Origin of the sequence: Desulfococcus multivorans (assembly GCF_001854245.1) — a bacterium.
Lineage (GTDB): Bacteria > Desulfobacterota > Desulfobacteria > Desulfobacterales > Desulfococcaceae > Desulfococcus > Desulfococcus multivorans.
This window is the reverse complement of record NZ_CP015381.1, coordinates 1,998,769-2,010,920: the sequence shown is the minus strand read 5'-3', so window position 1 is coordinate 2,010,920 and position 12,152 is coordinate 1,998,769. Positions and strand designations below refer to the sequence as shown.

The window sequence follows — 12,152 nt, the reverse complement described above, 5'->3', positions numbered from 1 at the left end:
CTCATGAGATCAGACTGAACCAATGGATCTCGTGCGCGCCCTTCGAGAGATTCCTGAACATGAACATCACCAGCGCCGCCTGGGGGAAAGCGATTCTGTCCATGCCTTTCGGCTTCGATCTCGCCCAGGGCGGAGGATTCATGCACGGCGGCGCCCTGGTGAGCCTTGCGGACACGGCAGTGGTCATGGCCTTGAAGAGTATCGTCCCGCCGGAAACACCTTTTGTGACCGCATCCCTTGAAACAAAATTTCTTCGCCCGGTTGAAAAGGGCACCGTCACGGCAAAAGCGGAGATTCATCAGATAGACGGCCGAAAATTCCGGGGAGAAGCCCTCGTTATTGACGACGAAAAACAGCCGGTCCTGGCGTTCTCATCCATTTTTAAAATCATGAAACGGCCAGATGTCGATCCGGTATTCATTCCGGAGCTTACACCCGAAAATGTCAGCCAACGGCTCTCTATGGGCGAGACCTTCGTTCTGAACATTGTCGCCGCATGGTGCTCCGACTGCACGGAACGACAGCGACCGCGCCTGCCGGCCTTTATCCGGCGGCTTGCTACGGAACGCATGCCGCTCTTTCAAATGACGGTGCAGCAGGAAAAAATGCGGTTCATCTCGACTGAACACGAAAAAATGACCGAATATTTCGGCGGCCACGGATACCCACGCACCGTTCTGATCCTCAACGGCGAGGTTCGCTCCGCGGATAATGTGGAAATCGTAGACGAGGAAGAGCTCATTCGCCTCGCAGATGCCTTTATTGCGGAAGCCGCGTCCGCAGGACAACGCCTGAATCCATAAACACGCCAGGCTTCGCCTCCGGCAAAGTCGGCACGTCCGATATCGAATCATTTTTGATGCAATGCAACCATATCCGAAATAAATAACGACATTTGTTTTGTATTTATCAAGCCGTTGTCTGTTTTGTGCGTTGCAATATTTTCCTTGTTTGGCGATGGAAGCTGTGTCATACTTCAGCGACTCAACCTTCGGCCGCTTCCCGGTCGACATCACGAGCTGCGTTCGCAAATTGAAACACGCGGCCCGAAATATTGTGGATTTTGAAGAAAACAGGAGAATATGATGTTCGCAAAGATAACAGACCTGGCTATCGAGGAAACGGCGGCGTGGTATAACACTGGAAAAACCTTGATGGATTATGTTGAAAAGCAGTTTCAGGCCGTTATCCGATTGGCCCCTTGGCTGACGGATACCGTCCATCCATGCGATGATGGAAAAGATCCGATACGATCCTTGATGGCGACGTTGGGCATGGTCCCCCATTCGGACCACCGCGCTCTCCAAAAAGAGGCCTCGAACCTGGCACAACGGATCGAGGCCTTGACTGCCGAGGTCTCCTCACAAAGATGCATTTCCGAGGAGCATCGGAAAACCGTCGCCGAGCAGTCGGTGCGTCTCGACGGCCTTAAACAGCTGAACGATGCCGACAAAGACCGGATTGCGGCGCTGAGCCGTACACTCGCGGAAAGGACGGCATGTATTGCAGATCAGAAAAAGAAGATAACGGAAGCGACAAAAGCGCTCGAGGAGAGCCGTAACCGCCTCGCCGCCCGGGACAAGACCCTCTCGGAAACCGTCAAAGCGCTCGAGGAGTGCCGCACCGCCTTCTCCCTCAAGGAAGAGGAACTCAAGAAGCACGAACAAACATCAGCGCAGATGGAAAAGGAGATTGCCGAACTGAAATCCCACATCACGGATCTTCGAAAGTCGCCCGCCTGAATGTCCGCCACAACCCCTCAGTTTTTCATATCCGCCCGACGCAACCTTTGATGAAGGGCCCCCCAGGGGCCCGGTTCGGCATGGGCACCCCTTCGGCCTCCAGCCTTTCGAGACTGAAGACCGAAGACCGAAGGGACATTTCAGATGCGTTCCCAACACGAAAATAGGCTTGTTTTGCCGGATTATCTGATATATGAGATTTCAAATGAGAGGAAACTGAACCTGATATTTTAATGGACTCAACTTTCGACTTTCATGACGTGACCGGAAAGCGGTGCCGGGAGGATACGGTCCGGGCGCCTTCAGCGGTGAGTTTTAGTGCCGCTTAAGCGCCGCGGCGGATCAGCGGTCCGGACTGTTTGAGCGCAAGCGAGTTTCCGGGCCGCCCGGAGCAAGCTTTAGCGGCACTTGAACGAAATCGCGTGGGGCGCGGGCCGTATCCTCCCGGCACCGGCCTATGAGAGTCGAAAGTTGAGTTAATGGATTGAAAAAGGATATTCAATGAAAGAATTTGAGGAATTCACCAAGGCTGTCTCCCTGAGCATGAAGGCGCTGGCCAAGGTCATCGAGGCTGCTGCGGATCAGTTGGAAGAACATGTGCGCAGGCAATACACGTCGGATAAAGAAAATGAAAAATCGACCGCCGGCAGGCAAAAGACGGCGGCTCAAAGTGAACCGACGAAAGATGAGGCCGAGGCGTCGAAAACGGCTGAAGCGCCGAGTGAGGCTGTTGTACCGGGAGGCGACCTCCAAAAGGAGGCGAGAAGGCAGCCCCGAAAATCCAAACCGTCGAAACCCGGTCAACCGAAAACCAGACAACAGTCGGCCACCCAAACGGTCTATTTGCATATGCAGGCCGTCGGAGACGTCGTCTCTCTCGACGATCTTCAAAAGGATACCGGCTTCCAGAGGGAAAAACTCTACAACATCGTCTACCGCCTCAAAAAATCCGGAAAGATCAAGGCCGTCGGTGAAGGATTATACACAGCCGTCTGATATTCATCCGACACAACCCCATGCCCTGACCCCGGTGCTGTTGTTTGAATCCATTGCGTCGGAAACACCGGAATTTTCCGGTTGAAAAACCTATTCATCTTCAGCGCCTTCCGCTCAACATCACGAAAGTCGATATAGGCTCTCACCCGATAAAAATGGCCTTGCTGAAAATCAGCAAGGCCATTGATTTTGTTCTGGTGACCCCAACGGGACTCGAACCCGTGTTTCTGGCGTGAGAGGCCAGCGTCCTAGACCGCTAGACGATGGGGCCGTCATTGATTGAGCGCATCGACAAATCGCTCTCAAAGACCTTGGCCTTGTAGCGAATCGGCGATAGTTTGTCAAACATTATTTTCCACTGGATCGTTTTTTTTTGACGACTTTTTCCGCCGCATTCCCTTTTTAGCCCCGAAGGCAAAATAGATCAGCCACCCGATAAACGGAATAAAGGCTGTAAATCCCCAGGCGGCCTTTACGGGCAACGACGAAAAATCCTTCAGAGCGATATCGATGATGGCCCAGCAGGTCAGCATGTAGAAAAGAACGCCGACAACGACGACAAAGGTTACGGTATCCATTGTTATCCTTCGAGTTTTTTGGTAATTTTCAACACGGTGTTGACATAATACCGACTGTGATTGTAAGTGTAGACGACATCGGCGGCTTTTTGATCCGAAAGACCCGGCCGCCAGCCGTGGTGTTTCAGGTAACTGGCGACGCTGGCGATTGCGTCGGCATGGTCAAACAGGTCCAGGTGGCCGTCACGGTTGCCGTCCCGCCCCAGCTTGAGAATATTGCTCGGTAAAAACTGGCAGTAACCCAAGGCACCGGCATAAGAGCCCTTGACGCTGAGCGGATCGATGTTGTACCGCCGTGTGTAGCGTAGAAATGACTTCAATTCGTCATAGGCCCATGATGATTTCCGAAGGGCCTTGGCTTCGAAGGCGTCCCTGGAAAGCGCGGTATTTCCGGATATGGCATTCCAGAGCGCGTCTCTTACGGCGCTGTCCGACAGCGCCGCCATGGTGGAAAAGGTGTTGATGACGCGCCGGTTCCCCACATAGGTCCCCAACCGGGTCTCCACCAGCAGGATGGCCGTGATGACGCCTGGGTCGACCCCGAAGTCCCGCTCCGCCGTCTCCAGAGTTTCCCGGTGGAGCGTCATGTAGCGTCTGGCTTTCCGAATCATCGCCGGATCGAGAAACTGATCATAGTTGAGCCGGCCTTCGCTGTGGACAAAGTACATGGATATGCCCCGAACCTCGAACGCCGCCTTGGGATCACGGTAAAGGGCATTGACACGAGCCGCGTCAAAGCCGTCCGTCACCAGTCGCTGCCGCACAGAACCGAAATAATCAATGGATGCCCCGAAGCCGTTCGTCTCCAGACATCCCAACAACACCACCAGAAAAACCCCGAACGCCATCGTTCGTCGCCCATGAAGGCCGTATCGCTTCAAATGACCGCTCCTTATGGTTTATGTATGACCGCCTTTCCAAAGTACGCCGGTCCCCCCGAACCCGGGACGCACGGGTTGAAATCCCGCGGACGCTTCTTGATAGGGGTTAAATGGCATGTTATGCTTTATCCTGTCAACCCAATGTCGACGGGCCGATTCTTTGGAGAATGTGAAACCGGATGCCGCCTGAGCCGCTGCAACCACAACTGTTTTCCCTTATCGCGTTACACCGGTCGAAGGCCTTGCAAAACCCTTGCGATCACAGGAATGGAACTGAATCATGAAAAAACGGGGAAAGCTGGTCTTTGTCTGCCGAACCTGCGGCTTTCAGAGCCCCAAATGGCTCGGAAAATGTCCGGACTGCGGCAATTGGGATACCCTTGCGGAGGAGGTTCAATACAATGCCGCTTCTGCCGGGACTAAGCGCCGGGCAATCCCGGGCGACACCGGGCCGGTATCCATCGATGCGGTAATTCTGGAGGACGAATGTCGCATCCAAACCGGTATCGGGGAGTTCGACAGGGTGTTGGGCGGCGGCCTGGTGCCCGGATCTCTCGTCTTGATCGGCGGCGATCCCGGCATCGGAAAATCGACCCTGATGCTCCAGGCGCTCTACGGTCTGGCCCGACAGGATGCCAAGGTCCTCTATGTCTCCGGAGAAGAGTCCGTCAAACAGATCCGATTGAGAAGCAAACGTCTGAAGACGATATCGAACCGGCTGTTCGTCGTCTCCGAGGTCGACCTCGATACCATCCTGCAGATGGTCTCGAGCGAAAAGCCCGATGTTCTGGTCATCGATTCCATCCAGACCATGTTCAACAGCGACCTCCCCTCAGCGCCGGGAAGCGTCGCCCAGGTCCGGGAATCGGCCATGCGCATCATGATCATGGCCAAAAAGAGCGGCATTCCGACATTCATCGTGGGCCATGTGACGAAAGAAGGTGCCATCGCCGGCCCCCGGCTTCTGGAACATATGGTCGATACGGTTCTCTACTTTGAAGGGGATCGGAGCCATGTCTTCCGGGTGTTGCGGGCCGTGAAGAATCGATTCGGATCAACCAATGAGATCGGCGTGTTCGAAATGAAGGAGCAGGGGCTCGAAGAGGTCGCCAACCCTTCGGCAGTCTTCCTTTCCGAGCGCCCCGAGCAGGCCCCGGGGTCGGTGGTTACGGCCTGTATGGAAGGAACGCGCCCCATTCTGGTTGAACTCCAGGCCCTGGCCAGCAGCACCAGTTTCGGGACGCCCCGGCGGACCATACTGGGCCTCGACCAGAACCGTGTTGCCCTGCTGGTGGCGGTCATGGAAAAAAAACTGGGGATGCATCTCATGGGGCATGACATTTTCATGAACGTGGCCGGCGGCGTCAGGGTCGACGAGCCGGCCGTCGACATGGGCATCATCGCAGCCATTGCTTCCAGTTTTCTGGATCGCCCTGTTCCGGAGGGTCATATCGTCATGGGAGAGGTTGGACTGACCGGCGAGGTTCGGGCCATCAGCCAGGTGGAGACCCGGGTGTCTGAAATCCGGAAAATGGGGTTCTCACGCTGTCTGGTGCCTGAAAGCAACCTTCGCCGCATGACGGCCGTCACCGGCATCGATCTGGTCGGCATCCAGACGGTGACACAGGCCGTCGAGGCATTATTTTAATCAAGGATATTCTTGACTTGAGACAAGGTAAGGTATATGAAACGGCGGGTTTCGACATCCGATAAAAATCGCTGGGCCGATCACTACACTCAAAAAGCCAGAAAAGAAAACTATCCAGCCCGGTCGGTTTACAAACTTCAGGAGATTCAGCAGAAAACCCGGTTGATCCGAAAGGGAAACCGGGTGTTGGACCTGGGATGCGCTCCGGGTTCATGGTTGATCTATGCGGCCCGGTTGATCGGGGAAAGCGGTCAGGCGGTGGGGATCGACCTCAAGCCGGTCACGACGAAGCTCCCATCCAATGCTTCAGCCCACATCGGCGACCTGATGAACCTGTCGGAGACCTTGCACGACATGCCTGGCGCCCCGTTCGACGTGGTGTTAAGCGATATGGCGCCCGACACGACCGGCAACAAGACTCTCGACGCGATCCGGTCCGCCGGTCTGGCCGAGTCCGCCCTTTCCATCGCCTGCAAGCACCTGGTAAAAGGGGGAATGTTCGCCTGCAAGATCTTTCAGGGATCGGATTTTGACCCATTTGTCGAAAACGTCAGGAGAGAATTTGACACCGTCAGGATTTTCAAACCCAAAAGCAGCCGGAAAGCGAGCAAAGAAATCTTTGTCATCGGTCTGGGGAAAACATAGGAGGTTCGATCATGTCAGGACACAGCAAATGGTCTACGATAAAACATAAAAAAGGGGCTGCCGACGCCAAGCGTGGAAAACTTTTCACCAAGCTGATCAAGGAAATCACCGTCGCGGCAAGGATGGGGGGAGGCGATATCAACGCCAATCCCAGATTGCGAACGGCCATAGCGGCGGCCAAAGCCGAAAACATGCCCAAAGACAACATGGAGCGGGCCATCAAGAAAGGCACCGGCGAGCTGGAAGGCGTCAGCTACGAAGAGACGATATACGAAGGGTATGGTCCCGGCGGTGCGGCGGTGCTTGTGGAATCTCTCACGGACAACAAAAATCGGGCCGTAGCCGATATACGGCACATCTTCGCCAAACGCGGCGGGAACCTGGGTGAAAACGGATGCGTCGCATGGATGTTCGACAAGAAGGGATACATCAACATTGAAAAGGCGGTCACCGACGAGGAAACCCTGATGGAGGTCGCTCTGGATGCCGGTGCCGAGGATGTTCGCGAAGATGGGGACTGTTTCGAGATTATTACGGCCCCTGAGGACTTTGAAGCGGTAAAAGCGGCCATTGAAAACGCTGAGATCCCCTACCTGGAAGCCGAGGTGACCATGCTGCCCCAGACCACCGCAACGCTTCAGGGCAAGGAAGCCGAACAAATGATCCTCATGATGGAGGCCCTCGACGACTGCGACGATGTGCAGAAGGTCTACACCAACGCGGACATCCCCGACGATATGGTGGGGTGAATCACTCCGCAAAAGCCTTCGGGTGGATGTGTGGTCGCATCGACGGCATACCGGGGCTGAAGACGACGCGGTCCCGAGGTTCTCCGATCGTCATTTTCAGCCCCTGGTTCCGGCTGCAGCGTTCTTATTCTTCCAACCGGATCACATCCGCCCCCTCGGGAATGTCGAACACAAAATCGTCATCCGCCGGCGTCAGATTGAACCGGTATCGATCGAACCGGATATAGGTCTGATCGCCGTAACTGTTGGTGGTCGTCACATCCGTCACCTCAAAGGACGTTGCGGATATGGTCATGAGAATGGAGACGACATCCAGTTTCCCATCCTTGGGTACGAGTTTGAGGGTATAGCGGTCCCCTTCCTTAACGTCCTCCAGAAACACGTCGAAATGCTTTCGGATCCGTCGGATGTCCGATAGGAAACCGGCGCCTTTCCCGCCCCTGAAAAACTCCGGAGCACTGCCGAGCATGACCTGAAGATCGTCGGGCCTGTAGATCCACAACGTATCGTCATTCGTGATAACCAACTGTCTTTCCGGGGTTTCATATTCCCACCGCATTTTGTCCGGGCGTTTGATGAGCAGTCGGCCTTCGGCGGTGTCCGTGATATCCATGGCTTTCAGCGTCGAGGTCTGATGAAATCGCGCCTCGAATCCGTCGCCGGCATATTTTTTCTCGACGCCGGACATAATCCGGTCCACGCCCGGGGACGCAGCAGTCGGATTGGATGTCGACGCGGCCCAGAGCGCATCTCCACCGGGTATCCCCGACAACACAACGGCCAGAAATATCCATCGAAATATCATCATGATTTCTCCATACCTTCTGAGGGGCTTTAAAAACGCGGCATCCGGATCTTCTCCCGGGTGCCGTCCAGGGTTTTCCGGAACCGCTTCCCGGGTGTTGGGAGGTTACGACAGCGACCGGATCATGTCTTCGATATCAAAGGAATCGTCGGAAATTCGTACCAGTTCCACCGGATCGTCACCGAGCGGTTCAATCCTGCCGAAAACGGTTTGGGAGATCCTGTCGATGGCGGCCATTTTCCAGCGCACCTGGTCCTTGTCGATGTGGGGTGGACGCGCGCCCTGAAGCATGAGCGTTTCGATATTATGCCGCTCAAGCTGCTTTTCAAACCGCCGCGCTTCCTCCAGGCGCCGGAAAAGCATTCTTTTGCGATGGGACAAGGCTTTGTAAATATTCATCCCATCCTCGATTTCATCCAGAAACGCCGTCAAATAGTCAACCACAGCCAAAAAATCATCCCACAGACCTGCACTTTCCTTGAAAAAATGACATAAAAACCGGACGTTTTTGTCGGTCTGGGCGAACCGTGCGTTTCTCAGCCCGACACGGATCCCGAGCCGCAAGGTATCCGGAACGAAACGGTCTATGGCTTCCGCCAATCGGGCATCGACAGGTTTGCCGATGTGGAGCCGCGCCAGAAAAGCTGCTGTTGCCCATTCCGGGACCCGTATCGCCAGAAAATCAGGCTCTCCGGGAACAATGAGACGGGCTTCCAAGGGGGGTCGGGTCAGTTGTGACAAAACACGCGCCTCGTCTCCGTCGGCAAAACCGCCCTCCGAAATCTCGTCCTCCAATGCAGCCTGCTGCGTGATGTCGGGAAAGAAGATGAGTTCGAACAGGGGTTCCCGTTCGGGATTGTTTTCGTCGGACAACAGGTTTTCGAGCGCCTTCATCGACGGATGGCAAAACGTGGAGTTGATGAAATGCCAAGCCGCTCCGTTGAGCCGAATGCCCTCCCGAAAAAGTCTTCTGACGCTTTCGGCCAACTTTTGTTCCGGAAAACCGGATCGGTCACATGGGTTCATCATGGTCTCACGATCTCAAATAAGGCGACATGGCCTGCACGATGCCGTGTTTGGGAAGCGCTCCGGCAAGGGTGTTCCTGAGCTGTCCGCCGTCGAACACCAGAAGCGTCGGGATACTCTGGATGTGAAACCGGTTGGATGTTCTCGGGTTCTCATCCACATTCATCTTGCACACCCGTATCCGCCCTTTCCATTCCGCAGCCAGCTCGTTCATGAAAGGTTCCATCATTTGACAGGGGCCGCACCACGGCGCCCAACAGTCCAGCAGAACCGGGAGCGGGGACAGGATGACCCGATCGTGAAAATTCGCGTCCGTCACGACGACAGGGTGTCCTATGGTCAATACCCGGGTGTTGACGGCAGCACCGCACCGGCCGCACCTGGCCGTTTCTCCCACGCGGTTTCCGGGAATCCGGTTCCGGGTTCCGCACGATCCACACCGAATGATATAGGATTGCTGGGGCATGTTCGCCTCTTTTCCTTGTGGTTTTTCCCGCAGTCGACAAAGTCTCGCGACAGTGAGGATTGATCAAATAGCCATTTTCAGGGAACATAGCGATGCGGATCATCAAAATCAATCCTAAAATCACAAATGCACTTAAAGGCTTGACCCCCGTCCGCCGATAGCGCTATTCTTCGTTTCTGCATGTCGCTCCAGGCATCAATCAGGGTTGGCGCATCGTACGACAGTTGTGGATTTCGATCAACGGGAATGGATGGAGAGGAGAAAAAAGATGGATATGGCGAAGCTGCCGGATGCGATTGAGCGGTCCGAATCAGGGGCATTGAACGAGTATCAGTCGAAACTGCTTCTCAAGGCTTACGGGGTTCCGGTCGTTGACGAAGTCGCCGCCGCCGATGTTGCGGAAGCGGTCGACGCCGCCCGAAAAACCGGGTTTCCGGTGGTTCTCAAGGGGCTCGGCCAGACCCTCCTGCATAAAACGGAGAAACATCTCGTCCATCTGAACCTCAACACGCCGGAGACGGTTGCTGCCGCGGCTCGGGCGATCGCAGCAGAAGCGGGAGCGGCGCTGGAAGGCTTTCTGGTACAGCCCCAGATGCAGGGCCGTCGCGAGTTGGTCGCCGGCCTGTTCAGAGACGAACTTTTCGGCCCCGTCATCATGTTCGGCATCGGCGGCGTTTTTGCCGAAGCCTTCAGGGATATCACTTTCCGCCTCGCGCCGTTGACCGAAACCGACATCGATCAAATGATCGGCGAGATTCGGGCCCGGAAGATTCTTGGAAGCTTCCGGGGAGAAAAAGCGATCAACCGGCGACAACTGGCCCGAACGCTCCTGGGGCTTTCCCGAATCGCTCTGGACCACCCCAATATTTCGGAGATCGACATCAACCCGCTTATCGTCACGGACACCGGGGAGATTCGCGCCGTCGACGCGCTCGTGGCGTTCGGCCCGAGGGCCGCCGCTTCGAAGGCAAAGCCGTCGGTCGATCCGATGCTTCTGGGCAGATACTTTCATCCCCGTTCCATCGCTTTTGTCGGCGCTTCCGCCCGTTTCGGCAAATGGGGCCACAATCTGCCCAGCACCACCATCGCCAACGGGTACGGGGGGGACATCTATTTTGTCAATCCCCGGGGAGGGCGAATCGCGGGACGCGAGGTCTATCCGTCGGTCCTGGACATCCCCGGCCCCGTCGACCTGGCCGTTGTCACGATTCCGGCGGCGGCAGTCATGTCCCTCATCCCTCAGCTCCAGGAGAAGGGGATCCCCAACATGCTGCTCATCACCTCGGGTTTTTCAGAGATGGGCGAGGACGGACGGCGCCTCGAGGAAGCCGTTACAGCCGCGGCCCGGGCGGCCGGCATTCTCGTCATCGGCCCCAACACCATGGGTATCTCCAATCCCCATATCCGCCTCTACTGTACGGGAAGTCACGTGTGGCCCGATGCCGGGGATACGGCGGTCGTTGCCCAGTCCGGAAACATGGGAACCCAGCTTCTGGCCTTTGCCGAAAACCAGGGCATCGGCATCCGCTGTTTTTCGGGCTCCGGCAACGAAGCCATGGTCACCGTCGAGGACTATCTGGATGCCTTTGAAATCGATACGGCCACCCGAAACATCATGCTCTATATCGAAAGCGTCAAGAACGGCCGGCGCTTCTTCGAGAGCACCCGTCGAATCGGGCTTAAAAAGCCGATTATCCTGATGAAAGGCGGCCGAACGGAGGTGGGCGGCCGTGCCGCCGCAAGCCATACGGGGGCACTGTCGTCGGACAACCGCATCTTCGAGGCGGTCTGCAGACAGACAGGGATCGTCACGGCGGATTTCCCCATGGACCTACTGGACCTTGCCGCGGCCTTTTCCTCCCTGCCCCTGCCCCGGGGACGCCGTGCGGCGATCATGACCTTCGGCGGCGGATGGGGGGTTGTGACATCGGATCTATGTGCGGAATTCGATCTCGAGGTGCCGTTTCTGTCGGATGAAATCATTGGTAAATTCGACGACATTCTCCCCGATTACTGGAGCCGATCCAACCCCGTCGATATCGTGGGAGAGTACGACCCGAACGTGGCCATGACGGTCCTGACGGAATTGATGAAGTGGGACGGCTGCGACGCCGTCATCAATCTAGGCCTCATCGGCCGGAAAATCCTTTTCAGCCGGATCGTCCAGTCGGTCAAGAAATCGGATCCCGCCTATGATCGGGCGGTTCTCGACAGTCTGGAGCAGAACATCGTCAACTTCGAGAAAACGTACATCAACAGCATCGCCGAACTCATGGGCGTATACAGAAAGCCGGTCTTTGGCGTAAGCTTCGCTTTTGACCAGGAAGAACGGACCGTCTATCCGGTGGCGGGTCAACCTTACAAAAGCGTGGTCTATCCGACACCGGAAAAGGCCGTCAAAGCCTTTGCCAAAATGGCCCGTTATCGCGAATTTCTGGACCTGAACCGAACGGATGCTTCCGGCGGTTAACCTTAGCGGTCCATTCGGATGACAGCCCGCCGCTCAGATCCTGCCATACCGGAACGACAACGGCTGATTGCCGCGCTGGCACGGGGAAGCCTCACCGCCGTCTGTCTCAGGACCGGCGGCGACCCCCATCATGAACGGACGGCCGT

The 12,152-nt window shown here is 56.1% G+C and carries 12 protein-coding genes and 1 tRNA gene; 7 read left to right on the top strand and 6 right to left on the bottom strand.

The features are described from left to right. The first annotated feature begins 59 nt into the window (after positions 1-59). From dmul_RS08765 to dmul_RS08755, 3 genes are all read left to right on the top strand, one after another. On the top strand, positions 60-803 hold the full coding sequence (locus dmul_RS08765; protein ID WP_236610081.1) for a PaaI family thioesterase: 744 nt from the start codon (positions 60-62) through the stop codon (positions 801-803). 279 nt (positions 804-1,082) lie between these two features. Next, the gene (locus tag dmul_RS08760) at positions 1,083-1,742 is read left to right on the top strand and encodes a hypothetical protein (protein ID WP_153302751.1); all 660 of its coding nucleotides are present in this window, start codon (positions 1,083-1,085) and stop codon (positions 1,740-1,742) included. Positions 1,743-2,243: 501 nt separating this feature from the next. Continuing rightward, the gene (locus dmul_RS08755; RefSeq protein ID WP_020875723.1) at positions 2,244-2,738 is read left to right on the top strand and encodes a hypothetical protein; all 495 of its coding nucleotides are present in this window, start codon (positions 2,244-2,246) and stop codon (positions 2,736-2,738) included. A 195-nt stretch (positions 2,739-2,933) separates the two neighbouring features. Here the strand turns inward: dmul_RS08755 and dmul_RS08750 are convergent. The 3 genes from dmul_RS08750 to dmul_RS08740 form a co-directional block, all read right to left on the bottom strand. Then, positions 2,934-3,009: transfer RNA gene (locus dmul_RS08750), tRNA-Glu, on the bottom strand. A 70-nt stretch (positions 3,010-3,079) separates the two neighbouring features. Further along, positions 3,080-3,316 carry a PLD nuclease N-terminal domain-containing protein gene (locus dmul_RS08745; RefSeq protein ID WP_020875721.1) on the bottom strand — a complete coding sequence of 79 codons (237 nt, stop codon included), beginning with the start codon at positions 3,314-3,316 and terminating at the stop codon, positions 3,080-3,082. A 2-nt stretch (positions 3,317-3,318) separates the two neighbouring features. Further along, the gene (locus dmul_RS08740) at positions 3,319-4,197 is read right to left on the bottom strand and encodes a lytic murein transglycosylase (RefSeq protein ID WP_020875720.1); all 879 of its coding nucleotides are present in this window, start codon (positions 4,195-4,197) and stop codon (positions 3,319-3,321) included. A gap of 280 nt (positions 4,198-4,477) precedes the next feature. On the opposite strand from dmul_RS08740, the gene radA reads away from it, so the two are divergent. From radA to dmul_RS08725, 3 genes are read left to right on the top strand one after another with little or no spacing between them, the layout of a single operon-like run. Next, complete coding sequence (radA, locus tag dmul_RS08735) at positions 4,478-5,845, top strand: DNA repair protein RadA (protein ID WP_020875719.1); 1,368 nt, start codon at positions 4,478-4,480, stop codon at positions 5,843-5,845. A 36-nt stretch (positions 5,846-5,881) separates the two neighbouring features. Next, positions 5,882-6,490 carry an RlmE family RNA methyltransferase gene (locus dmul_RS08730; protein WP_020875718.1) on the top strand — a complete coding sequence of 203 codons (609 nt, stop codon included), beginning with the start codon at positions 5,882-5,884 and terminating at the stop codon, positions 6,488-6,490. A gap of 11 nt (positions 6,491-6,501) precedes the next feature. Next, entirely contained in the window at positions 6,502-7,239 is a 738-nt protein-coding gene (locus tag dmul_RS08725) for a YebC/PmpR family DNA-binding transcriptional regulator (RefSeq protein WP_020875717.1), read from the top strand. A 124-nt stretch (positions 7,240-7,363) separates the two neighbouring features. On the opposite strand, the gene dmul_RS08720 is transcribed toward dmul_RS08725, so the two are convergent. From dmul_RS08720 to trxA, 3 genes are all read right to left on the bottom strand, one after another. Then, on the bottom strand, positions 7,364-8,047 hold the full coding sequence (locus dmul_RS08720) for a LolA family protein (RefSeq protein WP_020875716.1): 684 nt from the start codon (positions 8,045-8,047) through the stop codon (positions 7,364-7,366). A gap of 102 nt (positions 8,048-8,149) precedes the next feature. After that, entirely contained in the window at positions 8,150-9,073 is a 924-nt protein-coding gene (locus tag dmul_RS08715; RefSeq protein ID WP_144016406.1) for a hypothetical protein, read from the bottom strand. Positions 9,074-9,077: 4 nt separating this feature from the next. Then, positions 9,078-9,536 (bottom strand): thioredoxin, encoded by a 459-nt coding sequence (gene trxA / locus dmul_RS08710; protein WP_020875714.1) that lies wholly within the window; start codon positions 9,534-9,536, stop codon positions 9,078-9,080. Between the two features lie 268 nt (positions 9,537-9,804). On the opposite strand from trxA, the gene dmul_RS08705 reads away from it, so the two are divergent. Continuing rightward, positions 9,805-12,006: an acetate--CoA ligase family protein gene (locus dmul_RS08705; protein ID WP_020875713.1), complete on the top strand. Its 2,202-nt coding sequence runs from the start codon at positions 9,805-9,807 to the stop codon at positions 12,004-12,006. Positions 12,007-12,152: the final 146 nt, after the last annotated feature.